We start from the raw sequence: 23,154 nt of genomic DNA on the forward strand, positions 1-23,154 counted from the left end.
GAGTATAATAAACTTCCTGTTAAACTGCTATAAACCTACAATTATACATACAATTTTCGTGCCTTAATTTCACGTCCACCCAAAAGATGGTCAATGGCTTGACGCATAATTAATTTTGCTGTTTTTAAATAGGCAACTTCACTTAAATTGTCCGATGCCAAGGCAAGTATATGCGATCCAGAAACTCCATGTTGTGAATTTAAAACAAAGCCCTCACCTGCTATAAATTGATAATAAGCATCAGCCACAATCATATCACCCGTTCGTGCCTCATGAACTAAGGAAAATAAATGCCCACAAGATTTAAGCAGCATCCACTCAAATCGTCTTAGAATAGCCTCTACATCCATTTTTTCTTGAATTTGAGCCAAGCCATTTAACGCCATTACATAGGCAGCAAAAAGATCCTCGTCTGGATAGTCGGTTCTCATTGCATAGACTAAGAGCTCATTCAAATACAACCCTGAAAAAAGGGAGTGGCCATTCAATCTCAAACTTGCAGAATTGCATTCAACAGAACGAATATAATATCGCTGATGACGCTCTTCAAAACTAATCCATAAAGGGGTAAAGGCTTGCAAAACAGCTTGTTTTTTTGGAGTTCTTCCACCTTTGTACAAACAATCAAGCAAACCCAGCTCTTTTGTAAACAGCACTAGACGAACACTGGTATCCCCAGAATATTTTTTATGAAGTAACCATGCTTGTAGTGATTTAATGGTCATAACCTAATTGTTTTAACATTCGCTCGTCATCCGCCCAACCGGATTTTACTTTACACCAACATTGCAAGAACACCTTTTTGCCCAGCAATTTTTCCATGTCGATGCGAGCGCTAGTAGCCATTTCTTTGAGTTTTTGGCCTTTGTCTCCAATAATCATGCGCTTATGGTTGTCCTTTTCAACTAAGATTAAGGCATGTATGCGTATCAACGTTCCTTCATCTTTGTAGGATTCAATTTCAACATTAACAGAATACGGCAATTCCTGACCACAGGAACGAAATATTTTTTCACGTATTAATTCAGCGCATAAAAATTTGGTTGAACGGTCAGTAAATTGATCATCTGGAAATAAATGCGGTCCTTCAGGCAAGAAGCTTAGTAGCTTATTCTGGAGTTCATCAACTTGTTGACCTGTTTTAGCAGACAATGGGATGATTGAAACAAACTCATGTCGCTGGCTCATTTCTTGAATCCAAGGCAGTAGTTTTTCTTTTTCAGCAATTTTATCGACTTTGTTGATGACCAAAATACAAGGCACCTTAGCCTTTTGAATCATTTCTAATACGTATTGATCTTCCTCTTTCCAATAGGTTCCATCCACAACAAACACAACGACATCAACATCTCGCAATACACTAAGGGCTGTTTTATTCATCATGCGATTAATGGCTTTTTTATTGTTTTGATGAATTCCGGGAGTATCTACATACACGTATTGATAGTCCCCTTCGGTACGTATTCCGAGAATACTATGACGTGTAGTTTGGGGTTTTCTTGACGTGATACTGAGTTTTTGCTCCAAAATCTGATTCAGCAAGGTAGATTTACCAACATTAGGCCGACCAACTAAGGCGATATAGCCACAATAACTCACCATTCATAGTTCCTGTTTAGTTTTGGAACATTTTAACAGTCATTTCTAGAATAAACCAGGATTTAGGAAAAATCATAACCTTTGTGATTTTCACTAACTCTCTCTTCTTAATTCCGAGACCAATGCTTGATTCCAGGAATTATCATGCGAGACGCTCCACCTACGATTGATGATTGCGTCAAGTGGAATAATGAGCATGTTGAAGTTACTTACAGGACTTACGAAAAACCCCAATCTCTTTGTTAAAAGAACTTTTTAATTCGGTCATTTAGTCCATCTAAACTCCCTCATTAAAAAGTTCTTTTGCCTCGACCTTGGGGTTTTTCGTAAGTCCTGACTTAGCTAAAGTTTATTTGGTTCATTGATTTTTTCAAAGTATAGTGAAAAATAGAACCAGGACTTACGAAAAACCAATAGGCCACACTATGTTCATGACTATCAAATTACTCATTTTTTGTTCTCTTGTAGTTATGCTAACTCTGTTTGCAACCCCAGGTATAACAAAGGACACGGATAGACAAGTATGGACTAATATGACTGCCATGGGACCCATCCATGACAATCACCGCTCAATCAGATACTGGCTTGAAATCCAAGACAGAATTGGTGAGGATGTGTCTCAATTATCTCAGATTCTACTACGTCCTGGTTTAGGCTATGAATTCTCACCGACCGCCTCTGCCTGGGTAGGCTATGCATTTATTCATACCTATCGCCCCTTTAGCCAACAACCTGTGGATGAAAATCGACTATGGCAACAATTGTTATGGTCAAAAAATTACACTCCATTAAAACTGAGTGCCCGGTCGCGATTGGAAGAACGATTTATTCAGCGTGTACCAGAAACCGCTTGGCGTTATCGACAACTGGTAAAAACCAACATTCATACCACTCTTCCCAAGTATGACGTTGTCATCACTGAAGAGGCATTTATTCACTTAAATAATTTCAATTTACAAAAAAACCGAGGTTTTGATCAAAACCGTTTGTTTATCGGTCTTGGATATAAAGCCAGTAAGAATAGTACTGTTGAAGTGGGTTATCTCAATCAATTGATCAAACGAACTCGCGGCAATCATTATATTGGGAATTATTTAGCCCTGACCTTGCTTTTAACTTAAATACAACAGGACTTACGAAAAACCCTCATCTTTTCGTTATATGAAATTATTAATGCTGTCATTGTGTACTTCTAAACTTCCTCATTAACAATTTCTATGCCTCATCCTTGGGGTTTTTCATAGGTCCTGAAGTTTGTGCTTGCTATTTTGATGCAAAATCGAGTAACCTAAATTTGTTTAGAATATGGCCAAAGCATGATGCGAGAATTTGAAACAACGAATGGACAAACCCAACTTATTATTCCCCTAAGAGTTGCACCTTTTAGCCATCAAGCCATGCCAACGATTACAGGAAGTCTCTTTAGTCAAGAAGCAGGTACGGTGTTGTACGGCAACTACACCATGGAATACCTACTTCCTGCTGGGGATAAACTACGCTTAATTGCTAATCACCATAAAAAAACAGTACAACTCATGCTGTTTACTCATGATTCAGATCTAATTCAACGTCTACCTGGCGAAAGATACTCTTCTTTGGTTTCAAACATTATTAACCGTATTCATCATTACAAACTGCTTTCAGACAGCTATAAAAGACCACTAAGTCCTGAACAAGAGGAAAAACTGAAGATTGCAAACCACTGCATCCAATTATTAAGTGGACTATTAAAAAAAGAACGACGATTACAAGCAAGCGATTTTAAAGGTCATGAAGAGCTAAGAAGAGAAGTCATTGGGATAATCAATGAGTGCAAGAAAAACAATCGCCTTATCGCCATCAACCCAGTGATATCCGAAGGCACTTTAAGTGATATTCTTTATGATGCGCATAAAACTGCTCAACATTATCAATTCAATCGAGTTTATCCTGTATCCCACCAGGATCAAATGGATTTTAGAAAAATCATCAAAGAACAAGATGGCATTGCAGTTCAACCCATTTTTGTCTGGGACAGTGAAATTCATGTTGGACATGATACAAAAGAGCTTGATAATGCTTTAAGGGTAATCTGTCAGCATTATCATTTGTCTCAAGCCAATCAGTTGATCAATTTACCCTCTAACCGCTTTTCCAAATTAGAACAATTTTTGAAAAAACTATTGAGGGATGGCCAAGATTGGATAGACTACCTGGCCATAGATACAAAGCCGCATCATAAAACCGAAATCCAGGAACGCTCAGATGGTGTTTCAATTACTAAAATTACACCCTACTACAAACTAAAGGGACTGCAACAAAAAGGATATGATAGCTTAAATGAATTCATGACTGAAATTATTGGGAAGCAAGTCGATCCTATCGAAGCGTCAGATCCAACTTCTGCCAAAAGTATGCTTGCCCATCTGAATAATGGGCATTGGGTAGTGCTAAGTAAGGAAAAAGCAATCCTTGTTCGCCAAGACAATAAACTCGTTCAAATTAATTATTTTGTTCACGACCAGCTCTTTTATCCTCTTCCAGAGGGTGATGATTTATATACACTGAGCCAAATCAGTAAAAGACACCTGTATTTGCCAGAACGAGCAAGTCTACGCTTAAAAGGGTTTCTTTCTAGAGTTCCAACCTTTTTCTCTCATTTTTTTAGAAGCATGCAACGATTTATTGTCCATGACTTGAAAGATGAATTTATCAAACACATTCATGCGGGGCATGTTGATACTTCCTACACAGAAAACGATACATCTTCAGTAAATAAAAAGGAGAAAACAAAACGAACCTCTCTTCATTTGGCATTGGAGGAGAATGGATTTCTAGCAAATGGCCAAACCATCGAAGAATTTATCGAAGAGCAAATTAAAAAGAGTCCTTATGTCATCGCAAGGGCAAATCACCCTCCAAGCCCACCAACTTATGAAAACCCATTGCATAGAGTTGCCCATGTGCTGAGGCATATTGCAGGATTTTTTATCGATACTAGTGAGCGTAATCCCCTGATTGGAACATTGGCGATGGCCGCTTATGCCTATGGTGCAGGGGCTGTCCTTGCGCCTAATGCATTAACGTCAATACTCACAAAGCTTCATCTTAAAGGTCTAATTTATGGAATAGAGCCAGTTCAAAAACTTGGACATTTCTTGAATCATGGTAAAACCTCAGAAGCAGTTGCAGCATCCATTACCCTTTGGCAAAGCATGGTTGCTGGTGGGAATTTGGATAAATTCTTTATCAATGCAGTCAGCGCTTTAAAGGAAGATCCAGCTGAAATTGCAATCATTGCTTCTCTTGCCCTAAGCTTGGGATATGGGTTAACCAAGGCTATCCCTGCTTTACAACATGAAATGGGGGATTTTCCCTATACCAATTATGCGGCTTTAGGAGGGAAAGGTGGAGCAGCTATCTATGATACCATCATGCATCCTGGCGATGATTGGTTACTGGGAAGCTGCAAATGGCTTTTCAAGCATATCATTAGTTTAGGAAAACTAACCATTGCGCCCTTTTTTGAATGGTATTATTACGGATACCGAGACGGATTTATTCATGGCTGGAAAAAAAACCATAGCTTGGTTAAACAACTTGGAAAACAGTTTATAGCTGCTTGCGCCGACTTACTCCTACTAATAGCAACCGTCCCTCTTGTTGAGATAAGTGCTTTATTTATTCATGTCCCCTTCATGGGCATTAGTAATTTCTTTCAAAAATTGTTAGGCGGTCTAGGTAATCTAAAGGCTCTCGGCAATTTATTTACAGCAATTGCTCAAAGACCTTCTTCCAACAATTACATTGCTGAATTTCGAATGTCTCCTTTGTATGGATTTACTTCGCCTTTCGGTCACTTTTCGGATAACGCATTTATTAATATTGGTATTGTCTCATTTCGAATTTTATTTTTACCTTTATGGCAGTGCCTGAAGAATTTCATTCTTTTACCATTAATCGATGTTGTATCGATGAGCACACGGATATTTCTTACCCTTATAAATCCAGCATCAAGAATCGTCTTATTTGGTCTAGGTAAAGCGCTCTATAGTGTGGGACTAGTTTCTGACCTATCAATAGGATTACTATGTACTTTGGCAGCAAAATTAGTCACTGTGGTAACCAATGAAATCGATCAACAAGCTGGCGAACTAAAACATTGGTTGCTTTCTAGTATTGAAATTAAACGTAGCGAGCTTTTCCACTGGGGATTTCACGAAGAAGATCTATCTCTACATACCGAATTGAATGACAGGCAATATTTCCACGATGATCCACGTCGTGCTGAGTTAATGCCCCATGATGAAAAACATTGTCTATTGGATAATTTGCTCAGTGATAGTTCAATCACTAAAAGCTCCCCTTACTTACCTCCCAAGCATTTCCCACCTCTTTTTGAGACTAATTCGTTGCTATCATTCACTTCGGGTTTGCAAAATGACTCTTTGCAACCTAATATTAGCTTAAAATTGGAGTAGCAACGGTCTAAGATGAATGGGGACAAGATGAATGGGGACGGACCCCAGTGGGGTCCGTCCCCATTTCTACTCCGGTCGTGGCTCCGTTGGAACTGTTCTAAACCGAGCCGCGACCGTGAGGGAGCGGATGAAGTGAGCGTATAACGCTTTCGCTGGATTAACGGCCCTTAAATGGTGACTATTTAACCAGCATTGTGTATAATTAACTTAACTAAGGATTTCAGAGGACCATCAGTATGGCTAGAGAACTGCATAAATCTACCAAGAGGCCCCCTCACCTTCAATTTAAATCAACATTCCAAGAATGGCTTGAAAAAAATTTACAAGATCCTGGGGCAATTCCAGCGATTAAAATAGGGACTACTGGTTTTCAAAATGCTGAAGTTCTTAGGCAATTTATGCTTAGTAACGTCGGACAAGTCTTTTTAAATGAGAACAGAAGACAATTCGATGAAAAACTCTTTATTCAAAACCAACTTAAAATCGATGCCATAGAGTCAGAGTTATTCAAACAGATCATTTTAGGTGCACTGCTCCGAGCCTACATGAATGGTGAAGACGCAAAAGCGGAGAAAATACGTAGATACGCTATAGAACTTAACCATCAGATTTTAAGTGAAAATCAAGCTGTTATTTCAGCAAATCATACCCCGAAACCCGATGATGCACCTAGAGGTCCGTCTGAAGGCCTAATGTCTACACTACAGATTCTTGAAGGAATTCAAAACAATATTGAAGAGCGTGAAAAACTTGAGCAGAAGTTAGCACTAGCCCAACATCAACAACAATTAATGCTTGCTAAACACGACCAGTTTAATCAGGCGATGGCGATTTTTGATACTCAAGATGGACATCTTGACGGATTGGATGTTTTTGCAACAAGGGATTTAGACAGACGCGTTCAATGGTATACCAAAGACAGCAAGTGGATTACGGACAGACTTCAAGATGGAGTGAGTGAAAAACTTTATGTGGATGCAAATGGAAAAACCGTTACCGATTTAAAGAAAGCCGAATTAGTTCTTTCTAAAGGGAAAAAAGTCGTTGTTAATGATGGAGTAGGTTATATTCTTAAAGATAGTCAAGAATTGGATGACCTAACTGAACATGAGAAAAAAGCGGCAAAAAATAGTTACCGAGAAGTCCAACAATACACGCGGCAATTAAAGCTCAATGAATTAAAATTAGAAGTTCTAAGGGATTTAATCGATGTCCTCAATGGTGATAAATTTTATGTGGATGCTGAAGGTAAGCCTGTTCAACCACCTAAAGACATAAAACAAGCAGAATTAGTTCTTGCTAAGGGACAAAAAGTCGTTGTTAAAGATGGAAAAGGTTATCTTCTTAAAGCAGGCCAAGAGTTTGATAGCCTTACTCAAGATGAGAAAGAAACAGCAAATAACAGTTATCAAGAAGCACAACACTATATGAAACAATTTAAAGTGTTGGTTGCAATGCATAAACGTGAAATTGAGTTGGATTTGGGAGCTACAGATCTGGCTATACTCATTGAAGATCATGCAATGAAAGCCCCCAAAGGTCATCATGGAGGACTTGACGATAATCTCGTTCGAGTAAGGGATCAACAACAAACTTTGAATTTAGAATTAGGTCATCTTTTCGATATGCTTGCTGTCCTTCAAGGACTTAAATATTTCGCTAACAAATCGGGAAAACGAGTTCCGTATGGAGAAGAGTCTGTCTATATCATTGATGTGAGTCAACAACCAGTACTTGTAAATGGCCAACTCTATGCTATTGATAAATCAGAAGAAATACTCGAAGACACGAATGAAAATCGATTTTACTTAGTGCCCAAAGGAACAACGTTGGAAATGTTGAAAAACGAACCCGAAGCTCAAAAAAGAGCTGAGCGATCTTTTGAAAGACTCAAATACGATCCCTCATCGACAGTTAAAAAACTTGTAAAAGATAACAATGCGTTAGAAGTTAGTTTTATGGAAGGTGAGATAAGCAGACATGCAAGTGATCTAGCTAACAATTTACAGGTTGGAAAGGAACTTAGTCAATCCCTAGCACCTAGACCGACTCCTAGACCAAGTTCACCCAGAAAGGATGATTTAATGGCACTCCGAAGAGGAGAGCAACCTGCCCTTACTTATGATGATTTCAGTCATTGTCAAGGAAGATTAGAACCTAAAGCCCGTGATGCTTACTTACAACTCTTAGAACAAGCACCCAGATTTGGTCCTATTCCTCCAGAGTTGCAGAGAAAAATCATGAACTTTTTGGATAAACATCATGTAAATCCTTTTGAGAGGACATTTAATCCAACCCCTTTCAATAATCCTTACCAATAATGTTTGTTGAGTCAAAATGACCTGAGCGCGCCTGGAAACAATGCGGCTCTGTTTAAGACTTTAGTACCGAAAACAAGTAGCTGTGACAGGGAATTAATCAAATTAAAGAACTCTGGCTCCCCGAAATAAAGTCGATTGGGATTCAGACTCTATTCGTTCCACTGCTTTGATAAAATCATTACTCTGTAAATGCTTTATGGTGTTTAAATACCGCTCTTTCCCAAGAGTTTCGTAGGCTTTAATGTCTACTGCATCTGCTTCGTTTACTACCTGAGTCCAAGACCAGACTGCAATCCACCACTCAATGATTGGTTTGTAGGCAGCCAACCAGGCTTTAAGACTTTCATTTTTAGAAGCATCCGAGAAATAGCAGTTGATAAAAGCAAGCTCTGCCTCAGAGCTCAGTTTTGCTTCCACACAAAAATAGACTAGATCCCATAGCAAATCATTGTTACTTGAGTATTCCCAATCGATTTGATACAGCATTACCTCTTCTGGGGTTGCTCCCTGTTTAACAAGGAAGTTTCCTGGAGTTGTATCGTTATGACAAGGTACACTGGGAATTTCATAATTAGAAAATAATTGCTGCAATTGATGCATTTTATCTTCAATAAATCGCGTGTCACCAGGGAATTTAAACCCCTTTTCTTTTAAATTTTGCAGTAATTGAGCGTTTCTACCAAAAAAATCGACGTTATTTACAAATTTGGAAGAACCATGCATAGTCTTCATCATGCTTGCAATTTTTTGTAGGATGCCCTCTCTAGCAAGAAGCGATTGATCCAATGCCTTTGCATCTTTAATAAATTGTGCTAATTGCAGACCGTCAGAACTGTCATAGAAATCAATCGGAACGTTAACTCCTAATTGACTCGCTTGGATGGCATTGTTTTTTTCATCACCGCGATTGATAAATGCAGAAGATCCCCTTCCAGGAACTCGTAATACCCATTCCTTCTTCAAAGTTCGATCTTTGACGCGATAACTACTGTTTGTCATGCCACCTGATAACAATTTAAACCTTAAAACATCCATTCCTAAAGACTGTAAAAAAGGGATACGATGAACGGTTGGTAGTAATTCCACGTATTTTTTAGTCAGTTGTGAGTACTTTCTCCATTCACTATTGACTGCTCCTGCCCTTGCGAGACTTGCATTATCCAATAAGCTAAGAATATAAATGACCAAATGCTCACTCAATGTAGGCTTTGCATGATTTTCTCCGAAGAATTTTATTTTCATTGAACCTCACAGAACCGAACTAATAACGCACAGACTGTGAATTATGTTTTAATTTACTCTCAATTCCTAGATAGTATTTGTATTTCCATAGAAAATAGTCACCTAAGACACGTTGGCTTACTTATATCTTACTCAAACAAATTGCTGTATTTCTTATCAATATACTTGCCAACAAGCAATAAGTCTTCTAACATTAATACCCATATTTACATTGCGGAACACATAATGGTAACTGATAAACTGTTAGGTAAGCAGTCAGTGATGATATCGCTGGATGTAGATGGTTTTTTATTTGATCGATTAAATCAAATTACCAAGGCAGGTTTTAATTTAGTTGAAATTAATTCAACTGATGTAAAATTGTTTACGTCTATCAAAAACCAATATCCGAATCTAAAAATTGGTGCGTCAGGAGTTATCAGCACTTCTGAATTGGAGGAGTGCTACAATGCTGGAGTTGACTTTGCATCCAGTCCGGGCTTTCTGCCATCTATAGCTCAGACCGCCAGTGTGTATTCCATGAATTATTTTCCTGGAGTAGCTACTGTTTCTGAGGCCATGGCCGCAAACAGTTTAGGATTTAATTACGTAAAACCTTATCCCGCTACCCTTAGTTTTTGCACCTTGCTCAACAAATGCATGCCCAAAGTATCTATACTTCCAACAGACATTGAATTTGAAGAAATTGAGCATTTTCTAAATTTACCCTCGGTGAGTGTAGTGGTTATTAATAATCCTGATATTAAGCAGTTAATTGCTTCAATGAATGCTACACAATCCATTGCTTAGACTTTAATTCGCTACTCTGAAATGAGAGGTAGGCATAGTTATTGATAGCTCAATTTATGAGAACTCGATTCTATTACGCCCCAAACGCTTACCTTTTAGCAATGCAAATCGAGCATTTTGTATAAGATTCTCAACCGTTGAATTCTTCTCATCAAAAACAGTAACACCAATCGTTGCTTTAAACGTTATTTTGTCGCTGGGTAATTGTACTTCTGCCTTGGCTATATTGTCCCTAATACGATTGACCACTGTTTTGATGTTATCAATATTTGGCGCGTGGATAATCACAATAAAATCTTCATCATGTCCTCTCGCGATAGTATCTTCATCACGACAAGACTTCAGTAAGGTGCTTGAAGTTACAGTGAGCACTTGATCCCCTGCTTCTTTACCATATTTTTCATTAATCGCTTGTAGATGATCAATATCTACAATTGCCACCGCAAAGGAGGACTTCTCTTTTTGGCTTTCTCCAATTTGGTAATTTAAGATTTTTAAACATGATTCGTAACCCCAAGCTCTGGTTAGCTCATCAGTAAAGCTTGTTCTATCCGTATTAGCAATCTCTTGCAGAAACAGCTTTTGGGCTTTAGATAATCGATAATTGCGAATCTCAGTCTCGATCAGCCTGACAATATCGTTTAAGTTTGTTAAATCGGTAAGTCCAAAAGTTCTAGGTTTATAATCAAATAAAATTAACGAACCAATTTTCTTTCCATGCCTCTCAAAAATGGGGCAGCTAACGTAAAATCTTAAGTTAGGCTCCTTAACCACCAGTCGATGATTTTTTAACCGTTCATTTTTTGCAGTATCTTCGACAACAAAAATGTCATCGTTATTGAATTCATTAAAAAAGGGCATAAATAAATCAATTTGACTGATATCAAAGGAAACAACCGGTTTCGCGAGCTGTCTTTTTTCATCAAATAAACAAATTGCAATACCGCTAACATTAAACATTCGCTTTGCTAGGCGTGCTAAACGCTCAAAATTATGTTCAATTGGAGTACTGAGCAAGTTTCCAATTTGATTACTAATTAGATTCAAATTAGCCAGAAAACTATCGTTTAACATAAAATTCGCCTCGTTTTACAATAAATTATTTTTTTGTTAAATAAAAATTGGCAAAATCATTAATGCTTCTCTCTATTTTTTGAACTAATTCATTGTATTTATCGTGATTCACTATCGAATCATCTATTTTTATTTTTCCTTGGCTTAGGCTCATAACCGTTTTTCCATTAAACTTTAATTTACTCTCAATCACTTTTTGCTGAGGTTTACGATTCAGTTTTTTATCAATTATTTTTTCGACTGTCTTAATAACCCGCTTTTCTCCGTAACCATGTGCTATTTTACTTGCAATGGACATTAAAGCCTCTATGTACATGGTCCCTTTATTCACTATTTGAAGAATAGCTTGCGCGGTTTTTGCGGAGACACGCGATAAGTCACCCACGGCACTCCATATTTCAGCCGGAACTTGAGCAAAGGTTAAATACAACTTCAAATGGCTTGGCGTTATGTTCAAGCTTTTACATAACTCTTCTTCAGTAGTGCTTTCATTAGCTATTAGGCTGTGATAGAACATGCCCTTGGAGTAATCAGAAACATTTTCTTTCTCATTTTCCGAAACCAAAATACCCACCGCTTGTTCGAAACTAACACTTTTTACAACAGCCTTCACCAACAAATTATTTTGTTTACACGCGATCCATCTTCTGTATCCTGCAATAACGATGTATTCAGCATTATGATCATCTTTAGGTCTAAAGACCTCGGATGTTTTAACCACAATAATGGGCTGGCATTGACCAATGTGCTTAATACTAGATGCTAACTCATCAATATTACCTAGCTCAAATGGTTTTCTGTCTCTAAACATCCAGGTATCTAGTTTCAGACAATCAAGCTCTACAATTTGTTCGGTATAACCCAATTCGTTGGTTGCACTTTGAAATCGTTCCAATAACACATCGGATAAGCAAAAATTTTGCATGATTATCTCCTTTCTGCCACTGACAGAGGATTAACTGATGGTGCAAAATCATCGGTTTTCTTGGATTCCATTTGTGCTGGATTTTTTACCTTTACACCTGCAATTTTCATAATTTCATCAGCTAAGGCCAAAAATTGCTTATGGCTTTCGGAGCTAGGATGATACGTTCCAACCCACATTCCTTGGAACGGGCTTTCTACGACAGCCGCTAAATTTGAAATATAGGTTTCAAACGCTAAACCTGTGTTGATTAATTCTGCAATGAGCTGAAGCGATAATTTGTGTCGCCTATTGATCTTGCAACCTAGAATCTTAAAAGGCTTTTGGGCCATTTTAGGTATTGCAATTGCATCGGTTAAATTGGTCTGATCCAGGAAGCTTGGAGAGCATGGTAGAATAATAAAGTCAGACAGCATGATGGCTTTAAAGGCTGCTGGCATGTAATTCGGAGGAGTATCTAAAATGACGAAATCGTAGGTCCGCCTTAAGCTTTCCATTTTTTCCATTGGTTTTTCTTCAAACATTTCTACCACAAAACCAATAGATTCTCCTTGTCTAGCCCAATTGATGGCATCAGGTTTGTCTTTATCCATGTCCGCCACAATTGCCTTGAATCCTTTCTCATTTAACGCGCCGCACAAGTTTATTGCCGTAGTAGTTTTAGTACTACCCCCCTTTGATTGGCTTATAGCTATTACAAATCCCATAATTCCTCCTGATTAAAATTATGGTCATTTTTTCTTAGTATAGAACATAAAAAATCAAATAGTTAATAAGTAGATCAATAAGATTGGAATTAATATCAAAGTGTGATGGTCGAAGACTATTTTGGTTATTTTTTGAGTTTTTGTATGCGATCAAGTGCTTGTAGTGGAAGTAGAAGCCAATAGTGACCTTCATTTTTCATATGACCAGCAATAAGGGTTGCCTTATCACCACCGCCCCAAAACACATCTCCTCTTACTTTGCCACGTATTGCGCCCCCCGTATCTTGAGCAATCATTAGGCGTTGCATAGGTTTATTGACATTGGGATCATGACTATCAGGTCTGGTTGTACTTAACCACAGAGGAGTCCCCATTGGAATCCACTTTCTATCAATGGCCATGGAATAACCCGGAGTCAACGCTACTCCTTGAGATCCCAAGGCACCGTCTAACGATAGTTTTTTGAAAAATAGGAATGATTTGTTTTTATTAATCACAGCATCCATTTGCTTAGGATGGGCTTCTAGATACTTCTTGATACGTTGCATAGAGGCATTGTCTTTAGTCATCACTCCTTTGTTGATTAATACACTGGCAATTGAAGTATAGGTAGCGCCGTTTTGGCCATCATACCCAACATACATTTGTGTACCATCAGGAAGTTCAATAACTCCAGAGCCTTGAATTTCCAGAAATACTCTATCAACAGGGCTGTGAATCCATGCAATCACTTTCGCTTTATCTTTGATTGCCCCTTTATTGATTTCTTCGCGTGTATAATAGGGAACAATCTTAGTTCCAGCGACCCTACCCACTATTGTTTTCTTTTTTAATTGGGGTAAAAATAGCCCTAAATCTACGGTGACTAAATCTTTTGGTAACTCATACAAAGGAACACTGTATTCGGAGGTTTTAGTAAGGCTACCCTTAAACAGAGGCATGTAATAGCCTGTAAATAAGCCTTTAACGGGTTGGTCGTTATAAAACTCCACTGGTGAAAACCATTTTTCAAAAAAGACCTTAGCAGCTTGTTCGTTGATTGATTTAATTTTAACGGCGGCGCGACAAGCTGGATGCCAATCCCCTGCCTCTAAGTAGATTTGCGGGGTTCCAACAACACGGCCAGAATCTTGTTTAAGAAAAACTCGGCAAGAGGTTTGAAATGTTTGAAATGACTTTTTAAATTGGCCTTTATCCCAGCCAGGCAAAGTATTAAACTGCACCTGTCTGTATTGAGGTTTTGGCTGCTGCTGTGAATACCACCAGCTCACCACACCAAAAGCTATAGCAGTTACAGCTATCAATAAATAAGTCAATTTCACTTTCATAACGGACAATTTTTACACGTTATGAGAAAAAATGCAACTTAAATTTCATGCTCAGTGTATAGAATTGAACTATTTTTGGTAAAAAATTCATCAGTCTCTCAGCTAAAGGTCAAAGCAAAAAATAACGCCAAGTGCTAATCCCCTCACTCACTTTTTCAACCTCTGTTTTACATTCCGACAATCGAGAAACAGTAAAGTATCGAAGCTGCAATAGCAATTCATTGGAATTCTCAGTTTTTCCATAGGTGATAGTCAACCGAAAATGGTGTGACACATAATTCACCTCTCCTTTAGAAATAACAAGACAAGGAAAATCACCTAGATCTTCTATAAAATAGTTAAATCTTCTGTCCCCTATTTGTAAAACACATGTGGAATTCAATAGAACATGAATTATTTCTTTAGAGCTTAAATGATGCCTACTTATGCATTTCGAGTTCAGTGCTGAATGCCCATTATTAACTATTTGCTCTGCTAGGTACTCCATACTATAGAATTTTTGATGATTCTCTTCTTCGCGATTGATTAATTTTAAATACAATCCAGTTTGTTGAATTCCTGTTGCAATAAGTAAAGCAAAAACAAACAACATCAAGAGGGTTGCAACTAAAATAAAGCCCTTGCAAGATTGATTCATGTGCTTCGCACCGTAAACAAAATAGTGTTGACATTGTATTTTGGATCGCCTAACAAGATACTGATTAACACACGATGATTTATTGTTTCTTTTAACACTTGAAACACAGAGATTAAGGAACTGAGTTCTTCTGAATGTATTAATCGGTAGTAAAAGTGTTTATGCCCGTTTGCGTCGGTCTTCATGAACCATTTTTCTTCTAGCCACTGACCAATGTACGCATTGAGTTGATAATCAAAGAGTATAGGCTCAACAAGAGTAATTAAATACCCACCTGCATGTCGTTGTACTGAAGCTACTCGATGCACTTCTGCATGCAAGCAATCAGCCATGATTATCGGGTAATTTGGGCCTATCGGCTTATCTTCAGATACTAAGACTTGTTGTCGTCCTATAATCTTGCTAATTTCAGCGTATGTACTGCTCATGTGGTGGATCTCGAGGGAATCTTCATGATCATGATCAATTTGGAAAACAGTTAGCGGAATATCCATGTTACGCCTGTCTGCTGATTGTAAATGATCAACTCTTCGACATGGAGAAAACCCTGCTTGCCTGATATTTTGACCTAATAATTCACCTATCCATTGCAGCTCTATATTGAACTCAATAATCTCTTGACTCTTGATGTACTGTTCCTTAATCGATAAATACACTTGTAACAGCACAGAAAATAAAATGCTTGTGATGAAAAGGCTAACTAACAGTTCTGATAAGGTGAAACCTTGCTCTTTTTTCATTTTGATGTGCCCAGATACCTGTGAGATCTGGATAGTGACCGAGCACCATTTAACCATTCAACCTTTAAATTCAATTCGCCATGAGTGTTGTGAACCTTTAATTCAAAAGGTTTTTCTGGTTTTTTAATAGTATCACTATGAGCAATGAACAACTCCTCTGTTTGATCAAGAATATTAGAGGCTTTTGAATAGAGTTGAGTTTGATTAATGACTGATTTAATTTTTGAGCGCTGTTCTAATAATCCTAAGGCAATTGTCATTATGAGCATAAGCGACAACAATACTTCGAGCAGGGAAAATCCCTTTGAAAGTTCCATCGTATTCATCCTGAGGTTGGTTTGACAAAGGAAGAATACTTCTCTTTATTTCATTTTTCAAGGATATGATGACATATAGCCCTTGCTTCGGTAATATGAAGTTTATTTTTGGTTAGGAGTACGAATGGCTGTCGATTTTCAAAAACTACCTCATCCCGGAATTCAATCATTAATCCCTTATAAACCAGGAAAATCGATAGAAGAACTCGCAAGGGAGAAAGGATTAAGTAAAATTATCAAATTGGCTAGCAATGAAAACCCGCTAGGCTGCAGCCCATTAGCTCTCGAGGCGGTACAATCGATAAGCTCGCAAACAATCGCTACTTATCCATCCCCAATAAACCACACGCTAATGGATAAACTGGCTGCTAAATTAAACATTAAAACAGACCAGCTATTTTTAAGTAATGGATCGGATTACTTATTTAATGTGGTACTCACTTGTTTTGCATTGCACAGGAATAAGAACATTGTTACGCATGACTTTGCTTTCAGCACCTATGAAATTCAGGCTAATTCACTGCAAATCCCAGTAATCCATGTGCCCATAGAAAAAAACTGGGTGGTTAATACTCGAAAGATTGCTCAAGCATGTACAGAAGACACTTCAATGGTTTGTCTTGCAAACCCCAATAACCCAACTGGATTACCCATTCACGAAAAGGATATTAAACATCTATTAAAAACGATTCCCGAGTCCACCTTACTGGTTCTTGATGAAGCTTATTATGAATTTGCCGCAGACACTCTTAATTACAACAGCATCAATTGGTTGGAAGAGCACCCGAACCTGATTATTACGCGTACATTTTCTAAAATCTATGGCATGGCGGGTTTGCGCTTAGGATATGCTATAGCTCATCCCACTATAATTAGCATTCTGCGTAGATTCCAGCTTCCTTTTATAGTCAATCAATTAGCAATGGCTGCAGCGCAAGCAGCAATTGAGGATGAGCAATTTATTCAAGCCAGTTTAGAATCCAATGCAAAAGGCATGGAGCAAGTAAAAGAAGGGTTCCAGCAGTTACAAATCGATTACTTACCCTCTGCTTGTAATTTTCTTACTTTTGACTGTAAAAAAGACAGCACTGATTTATACCAATACTTGCTGAATAGAGGAATCATTGTGAGACCCCTACATGCGTATAAAATGAACAATTATATTCGAGTAACTATTGGAACAGCCGAACAAAACTCTTTCTTTTTATCGGCTTTAAATGACTACTATTCATAACGGATAAGGATTACTATGACCAGTGATTTGAGCAGCAAACATTGTGAAGCCTGTGAAGGTATCGGTAAAGCACTCAATGCAGAGCAAGTGCACAACTTAATGCCCCAATTAAATAAACAATGGCAAACCAGTGAAGATTGTAAATGGATAAAAAGGAATTTTTCATTTAATAATTTCTACGAAACCATGGCTTTTGTCAATGCCATCGCCTGGATAGCCAATGTTGAAAACCACCACCCTGATCTAGAGATTGGCTATAACTACTGCCGAATACAGTTTTATACGCATGCGTTAAATGGGTTAACGCATAATGACTTCATTTGTGCAGCTAAAATTGATAAGTTGCTGGTTTAAAGACGCACAGGACTCCACTTCTTACTCAATAAAGGGGTTGATTTATCCGCTTGCTTACGTGCGGCTCGGTATGCTCAGCGCTATCCGAGCTGCCACTACGTACGCAGCTCAGATCTTAGTGTTAAGGTCTATCGTCCAGTTCTTTGCGCTGGCTTGGTAAAAAGTCCTTTCTATCTAATCCCATTGCAACAGCTAATGCACCTGCAACGTATATTGATGAATAAGTTCCAATTAAGATACCGATAATCAGTGCCAATGAAAAACCATGTATAGTCTCTCCACCATAAACATATAAGGCGACAACCACGAACAACGTGAGCAATGAAGTCATAATCGTTCGAGACAGAGTTTGGTTGATTGAAATATTCATGATTTCTAAAGGAGTTGTTCGCCTTATTTTCACGAAATTTTCTCGGACACGATCAAATACAACGATAGTGTCGTTTAATGAGTAGCCAATTACAGCCAATAAACCTGCTAAAGCTTTTAGGTCAAATTCAATACCGAAGAAAGCAAAAATCCCAAGAATTAATACCGGGTCATGAACAAGAGCTACTGCTGAACTGACTGCAAGTCGGTATTCAAATCGCATTGCAATGTAAATCATTGTAGCTAACAAAGAGACTACAATTGCTAGAGCCCCTTTTGTTGCAAGCTCTTGCCCCACTTGAGGTCCTACAAACTCTACCCTTTGTTTCATTGCACCAGGCAAACTCGCCATCGCTTGATCCACCAGCACACTTTGCTCTTTACCAGCATGAGGAGCTATGCTAATTAGAACGTCTTTTGAAGTTCCGTAGCTAACAACTTGAGCCTCTTTAAAACCTGCTTTACTCAAACTCTCACGGATCAATGGCAAATCAGCTGCTGTTGGGTAAGTCACTTCGATTTGAGTACCGCCTGTAAAATCAAGCCCCCATTTCAATCCATTCACCGCTAATGCAGCAATGGAAACGACGAAGATTAAAATGGAAAACGCCGCTGTCCAGCGACGCGCTCCCATAAAGTCCACTTTTGAATTTGGATTAAAAAATTCCATCTGAGCCTCTTCTTAAATACCTATTGATAGTTTCTTCACAGTACGACCACCGTAATACCAATTCACAATGCCTCTAGTATAGGTAATACCAGTTAACATGGAGGTTAGGAGTCCTAAGGACAAAGTCACAGCAAATCCACGAACCGGTCCAGTACCAATCGCAAATAAAATAATAGCGACTATCAAAGTGGTTATGTTCGCATCTAATATCGTTGAAAATGCACGCTCATAGCCTGCATGTATAGCAGCTTGAGGTGAAATTCCATGTCGGAGCTCTTCCCTAATCCGCTCATAGATCAACACATTAGCATCAACAGCCATTCCAACCGTTAATACTATCCCCGCAATGCCCGGTAAAGTTAGTGTTGCATCAATTATCGACAACAATGCGCAGAGGAGCACTAAGTTCAACATCAACGCAATATCAGCGATTAAACCAAAGAAGTTATAATAAACAAGCATAAGAACTAAAATGAGTCCCATACCTACTTCAAGAGAAACAACGCCTCTATGAATATTCTCCTTCCCTAAAGTAGGTCCAACTGTTCTTTCTTCAATTGGATAAATTGCTGCGGGTAATGCCCCAGCCCTCAATAATAAAGCAAGATTACTTGCTTCTTTGTTGTCAGAAAGTCCTGTAATTTGGAAATTACTACCCAATGCGTTTTGGATTACTGGAGCACTAATGACTCTTTCTTCTCGATGAGTGATGCGCTTTTCAACTCCATTAACCACTTGAGTTGCTGTTTTAGTCTCAACGTAAACGATTGCCATTCGCTTACCAATATTTTCACGCGTGATTTTGGTGAACAAACTTTCTCCACCACCACCTAATTGGATTTGGACTGATGGACTCGCTGTTTGCTGATCAAAACTTGAAACTGCCGAAGTGATCGAATCGCCACTTAAAACGACTTGTCTTTTTAATAGTATGGGATGACCATCCATCATGTACAATTTATCGCTTACAGGAACAACTCCAGTTTGTTTCGCTATCACTGCATCATTGTCTTGATCAACCAGATAAAATTGCAAGGTTGCTGTACCACCAAGAATTTGTTTTGCACGAGCCGCATCCTGAATACCAGGCAAATCCACTGCAACACGTGTAGCACCTTGTTGTTGAACAACGGCTTCACCTACTCCCAGCTCATTGACCCTATTCCTTAAAATACTCATTGTTTGTTCAATGGTATTTTGGCGAATGGTGTTTAATTCAGCAGGAGAAATCGAACTTAAAACGGAGTTATTGGCTTTGGCTTTAACAAAAACAACACCAGGAACTTTTTGTCTTAAGTCAACTAATGCGTTTTCCATTGACTCTGGATCTTTGAAACGCAACTCAACCCCTTTGTCCGCCAAATAACGAATTCCTGAATAGCGTATCCCTGATTCACGTAATTCTTGCCCTATATTTTTCATTATTCCTTCATAACGGCGGGCTATGACACTCTCCACATCAACCTCTAGAAGAAAATGAACCCCACCTCGCAAATCCAATCCTTGTTTCATTGGCGCGGCATGAATTACATCTAACCAATGGGGAGTTGAGGGAGCTAAGTTTAAAGCAACGGTATATTGACTATCTAATTTATTTCTAATCACGTCCCTTGCTTGCAACTGTGTATCTGTTGAGGAAAATACCACCTCTACTTCGTCGTTTTCTACAACAGCGGATTTATAATCTAATTTTGCATCGTGTAAAATGCTCTCAATTTTGGTTTTGAGTTCCTCTTTATCTTCATCTTCTTGACTAGATACTTGAACAACAGGGTTTTCCGTATACACATTGGGTATGGCATAAATAAACCCAATGACTGCTATGAATATCAGCATCAGGTTTTTCCAGAGAGGGTATTTATTCTGCATTTCCTTTTCCCTATGACAAACTTATAGCGATTTTAAAGTACCTTTTGGTAATACTGCAGTTACAGCACCCTTTTGCAAGCTGAATTCAATTCCTTCAGCTGGGCTCACTTTAATAAACTGCTCATCCATACTAACAACTTTTGCAAGTATTCCTCCAGTTGTCACGATTTCATCGCCCTTTTTTAAACGAGTTAGCAACTCCCTATGTTCTTTAGCTCTTTTATTTTGTGGTCGAATGAGCATAAAATAAAACAACACAAAAATTGCAACTATCATTACTAGAGAAAAAGTCCCATCATTTTGTCCGGCGGGTGCCCCTCCTGCAGCGGCAAAGGCATTGTTAATAAAAAAGCTCATAAAAACTCCTTACTCTGAAAATCAGGGCGACATTCAACAAGCCCAGTTATTTTACATCGAACCTAAATTTGGCAGTTGAAACTACTGCTAAATTTGGGTTGATTACCAGCGACACATCATATAGGGAATTGAGCTTAAGGTAAATGTATAGCTGTCTAGAAGACTTATAATTTTGCTGACTGAATATAACTAATATTATGCTGAATCAAAAATCGCTGACATAAAAGTGGTGTATTACGAAGAAGATGATGCAAATAAGCTCTTGTAAAGTGCTGTGAGCAAGTTAAGCACTGGCAGTTTTCCGATATGGTTGTAAAGTTCATGCTCTGCATCGGGGAGTTTAAATCGACTAAATCTTGATTAGAATACACGTAGCCATTCATCGCATTATTTGCTGGAATATCTGATTCAATAAGTATTTGGTCATAATCCTGCAATGCTCTGATTAATTCTAAATTTATTCTACCAAACAAGTAACATGGCCTATCTGAAGTTTGGGCTATTTTTTTCTGAATGGTTTTGAGATCTTCTTGCTCTGTGACGTGATAATAACTTCCAGGTGAATGGATTAATGGGTTGGTGCACAACTCTTCTTCAGCGAAAAACGGCAGAATAGAGTTATCCCACTGATTCAGCAGTTCTGGACAGACAGCCATAATCTTTTTGGGAAGAAGTGCTGCTTTTGGTTTTAACTGATGAATTAACTCCAAAAGCTCCGTATAAGTAAATTGCAACTTACTCCCATCATAAGAGGAAATAACTGTGAATATTCCTTCACGATTTGCTATTACATCGCCGCAATTGAGTATGATGTCACCTGACCAACCAAGATACTGGTTTAAATTTGGAATTGCCTTCAGAACAGAAATACCAGGTTTCACCATAAGCAACACGAGCTTAACTGCAAGAGTGTTTACACCCACTTCTGACCAATTTTCACCCGTTAGGCACATCCCTGCATTGGTGTTTAAAACGGGTATAAATTTTTGATTTAGTTTCAACATGTATTTCTCTCATGATTCAGAAGCTCAAAATAAGCTTTTCTCCCCTGAAACGAAAGGGAAGCACTTGTTCTATAAAAGTAGACTTGTGTCTCCATAACTAAAAAAGCGATATTTTTTATCAATCGCCTCTTGATAAAGATCCATCGCTTGTCGATGTCCAATAAACGCCGAAACCAGCATCAACAAGGTAGACTCTGGTAAGTGAAAGTTTGTCATAAGTCCATCACAAATTCTAAATTCATAACCCGGGTAAATAAATATGTCTGTATCTCGACTACAGGGGCATAGCTCACCTGAAACAGCAGCGCTTTCAAGACTACGCATTGCTGTAGTTCCAATAGCAATCACCCGGTTTCCTGCCTCCTTAGTCACTTTTACTGCATCACATAATTCTTGACTAATTGTAAACTGCTCACTATGCATTTTGTGATCTTGAATCTTCTCACAACGAACTGGTCGAAATGTACCCGCACCAACGTGCAAAGTGACATAGCTTACGTTTACACCTTTTACCGCTAGCTTCTCCAATACCTGATCATCAAAATGCAAACCAGCTGTTGGGGCAGCAACCGAACCATCGTATTTCGCGTACACTGTTTGATATCGGCTTTTATCGAGATTCTCATCATCCCTCGTAATGTAAGGAGGTAATGGAATGTGACCAATCCTATTCAATAAGTCCAAAATGGGTGCACTCGATTTACAATGAAATAAATCATCCTGCCTGTCTATAACTTCTAATTCAAATCCTTGATCTAAGTGAATCAATGATCCGGGTTTCAACGCTTTGCTGGCTTTGATATGAGCAAGAATTTTGTCTCCGTCAATTATTCTCTCAACAAGTAACTCAACTTTTCCTCCTGTGGATTTAGAGCCATATAATCGAGCGGGTATCACACGGCTATTATTCATAACCAGCAAATCACCTGAGTTTAGAAAATCAGCAATATCTTTAAATTGATGATGTCCATAGGATGATTGATGGCGATTATAGACTAATAAACGTGAATCACTGCGTTTATCCAATGGATATTGCGCAATGAGTTCTGGAGGCAAATCAAAATAAAAGTCATGGGTATTCATAGAACAACCTGAAAAAAAATTACTGGCATTATACTCTACTATTGGCTACTTGATCCAACGTTTAATGGATGGACT

General features: G+C 38.4%; 21 protein-coding genes. 6 read left to right on the top strand and 15 right to left on the bottom strand.

Translation table 11 applies throughout. The features are described from left to right. Positions 1-41 precede the first annotated feature (41 nt). Both recO and era read right to left on the bottom strand, forming a co-directional pair. The gene (gene recO, locus Lwal_RS00680) at positions 42-725 is read right to left on the bottom strand and encodes a DNA repair protein RecO (RefSeq protein WP_058479006.1); all 684 of its coding nucleotides are present in this window, start codon (positions 723-725) and stop codon (positions 42-44) included. Then, complete coding sequence (gene era / locus Lwal_RS00685) at positions 715-1,602, bottom strand: GTPase Era (protein ID WP_058479007.1); 888 nt, start codon at positions 1,600-1,602, stop codon at positions 715-717. Before era ends, recO begins: the two co-directional genes overlap by 11 nt. Before the next feature lie 422 nt (positions 1,603-2,024). Here era and Lwal_RS00690 point away from each other — a divergent pair, with 422 nt between their 5' ends. The 3 genes from Lwal_RS00690 to Lwal_RS00700 all read left to right on the top strand — a co-directional run bounded on the left by Lwal_RS00690 (position 2,025) and on the right by Lwal_RS00700 (position 8,380). Beyond that, positions 2,025-2,720: a DUF2490 domain-containing protein gene (locus tag Lwal_RS00690; protein ID WP_058479008.1), complete on the top strand. Its 696-nt coding sequence runs from the start codon at positions 2,025-2,027 to the stop codon at positions 2,718-2,720. Between the two features lie 195 nt (positions 2,721-2,915). Continuing rightward, complete coding sequence (locus Lwal_RS00695; RefSeq protein ID WP_095197569.1) at positions 2,916-6,059, top strand: hypothetical protein; 3,144 nt, start codon at positions 2,916-2,918, stop codon at positions 6,057-6,059. A gap of 236 nt (positions 6,060-6,295) precedes the next feature. Beyond that, positions 6,296-8,380: a hypothetical protein gene (locus Lwal_RS00700; RefSeq protein WP_058479009.1), complete on the top strand. Its 2,085-nt coding sequence runs from the start codon at positions 6,296-6,298 to the stop codon at positions 8,378-8,380. A gap of 102 nt (positions 8,381-8,482) precedes the next feature. On the opposite strand, the gene Lwal_RS00705 is transcribed toward Lwal_RS00700, so the two are convergent. Further along, positions 8,483-9,622 carry a phosphotransferase family protein gene (locus Lwal_RS00705; protein ID WP_058479010.1) on the bottom strand — a complete coding sequence of 380 codons (1,140 nt, stop codon included), beginning with the start codon at positions 9,620-9,622 and terminating at the stop codon, positions 8,483-8,485. A 225-nt stretch (positions 9,623-9,847) separates the two neighbouring features. On the opposite strand from Lwal_RS00705, the gene Lwal_RS00710 reads away from it, so the two are divergent. Further along, positions 9,848-10,411 (top strand): multidrug DMT transporter permease, encoded by a 564-nt coding sequence (locus tag Lwal_RS00710; protein ID WP_058479011.1) that lies wholly within the window; start codon positions 9,848-9,850, stop codon positions 10,409-10,411. A gap of 54 nt (positions 10,412-10,465) precedes the next feature. Here the strand turns inward: Lwal_RS00710 and Lwal_RS00715 are convergent, their stop codons facing one another. The 7 genes from Lwal_RS00715 to Lwal_RS17490 all read right to left on the bottom strand — a co-directional run bounded on the left by Lwal_RS00715 (position 10,466) and on the right by Lwal_RS17490 (position 16,139). Then, a complete protein-coding gene (locus Lwal_RS00715) occupies positions 10,466-11,485 on the bottom strand; it encodes a sensor domain-containing diguanylate cyclase (RefSeq protein ID WP_058479012.1) in 1,020 nt (339 codons plus the stop codon). A gap of 25 nt (positions 11,486-11,510) precedes the next feature. Continuing rightward, positions 11,511-12,410, bottom strand: coding sequence for a ParB/RepB/Spo0J family partition protein (locus Lwal_RS00720; protein ID WP_058479013.1), 900 nt, complete (start codon positions 12,408-12,410; stop codon positions 11,511-11,513). Positions 12,411-12,412: 2 nt separating this feature from the next. Further along, a complete protein-coding gene (locus Lwal_RS00725) occupies positions 12,413-13,117 on the bottom strand; it encodes a ParA family protein (protein ID WP_058479014.1) in 705 nt (234 codons plus the stop codon). 125 nt (positions 13,118-13,242) lie between these two features. Then, positions 13,243-14,445 (bottom strand): murein transglycosylase A, encoded by a 1,203-nt coding sequence (gene mltA, locus Lwal_RS00730; RefSeq protein WP_058479015.1) that lies wholly within the window; start codon positions 14,443-14,445, stop codon positions 13,243-13,245. Between the two features lie 109 nt (positions 14,446-14,554). Further along, positions 14,555-15,082: a hypothetical protein gene (locus Lwal_RS00735; RefSeq protein ID WP_058479016.1), complete on the bottom strand. Its 528-nt coding sequence runs from the start codon at positions 15,080-15,082 to the stop codon at positions 14,555-14,557. Further along, a complete protein-coding gene (locus Lwal_RS00740; protein WP_058479017.1) occupies positions 15,079-15,822 on the bottom strand; it encodes a PilW family protein in 744 nt (247 codons plus the stop codon). Before Lwal_RS00740 ends, Lwal_RS00735 begins: the two co-directional genes overlap by 4 nt. Further along, a complete protein-coding gene (locus Lwal_RS17490) occupies positions 15,819-16,139 on the bottom strand; it encodes a hypothetical protein (RefSeq protein ID WP_058479018.1) in 321 nt (106 codons plus the stop codon). The genes Lwal_RS00740 and Lwal_RS17490 overlap by 4 nt, the downstream gene beginning before the upstream one ends. Positions 16,140-16,263: 124 nt before the next feature. On the opposite strand from Lwal_RS17490, the gene hisC reads away from it, so the two are divergent. Both hisC and Lwal_RS00755 read left to right on the top strand, forming a co-directional pair. Beyond that, complete coding sequence (gene hisC / locus Lwal_RS00750; protein ID WP_058479019.1) at positions 16,264-17,373, top strand: histidinol-phosphate transaminase; 1,110 nt, start codon at positions 16,264-16,266, stop codon at positions 17,371-17,373. Between the two features lie 15 nt (positions 17,374-17,388). Next, a complete protein-coding gene (locus tag Lwal_RS00755; protein ID WP_058479020.1) occupies positions 17,389-17,727 on the top strand; it encodes a 4a-hydroxytetrahydrobiopterin dehydratase in 339 nt (112 codons plus the stop codon). Positions 17,728-17,848: 121 nt separating this feature from the next. Here the strand turns inward: Lwal_RS00755 and secF are convergent, their stop codons facing one another. The 5 genes from secF to queA all read right to left on the bottom strand — a co-directional run bounded on the left by secF (position 17,849) and on the right by queA (position 23,079). Next, positions 17,849-18,766, bottom strand: coding sequence for a protein translocase subunit SecF (secF, locus tag Lwal_RS00760; protein WP_058479021.1), 918 nt, complete (start codon positions 18,764-18,766; stop codon positions 17,849-17,851). A 12-nt stretch (positions 18,767-18,778) separates the two neighbouring features. After that, positions 18,779-20,635: a protein translocase subunit SecD gene (gene secD / locus Lwal_RS00765; RefSeq protein WP_058479022.1), complete on the bottom strand. Its 1,857-nt coding sequence runs from the start codon at positions 20,633-20,635 to the stop codon at positions 18,779-18,781. A gap of 21 nt (positions 20,636-20,656) precedes the next feature. Further along, positions 20,657-20,992, bottom strand: a complete 336-nt coding sequence (gene yajC, locus Lwal_RS00770) for a preprotein translocase subunit YajC (protein WP_058479023.1) — start codon at positions 20,990-20,992, stop codon at positions 20,657-20,659. Positions 20,993-21,156: 164 nt separating this feature from the next. Further along, a complete protein-coding gene (locus Lwal_RS00775) occupies positions 21,157-21,996 on the bottom strand; it encodes a hypothetical protein (RefSeq protein WP_058479024.1) in 840 nt (279 codons plus the stop codon). Between the two features lie 69 nt (positions 21,997-22,065). Next, positions 22,066-23,079: a tRNA preQ1(34) S-adenosylmethionine ribosyltransferase-isomerase QueA gene (queA, locus tag Lwal_RS00780; protein WP_058479025.1), complete on the bottom strand. Its 1,014-nt coding sequence runs from the start codon at positions 23,077-23,079 to the stop codon at positions 22,066-22,068. Positions 23,080-23,154: the final 75 nt, after the last annotated feature.

The sequence above is a fragment of the Legionella waltersii genome (genome assembly GCF_001468085.1).
GTDB lineage: Bacteria > Pseudomonadota > Gammaproteobacteria > Legionellales > Legionellaceae > Legionella > Legionella waltersii.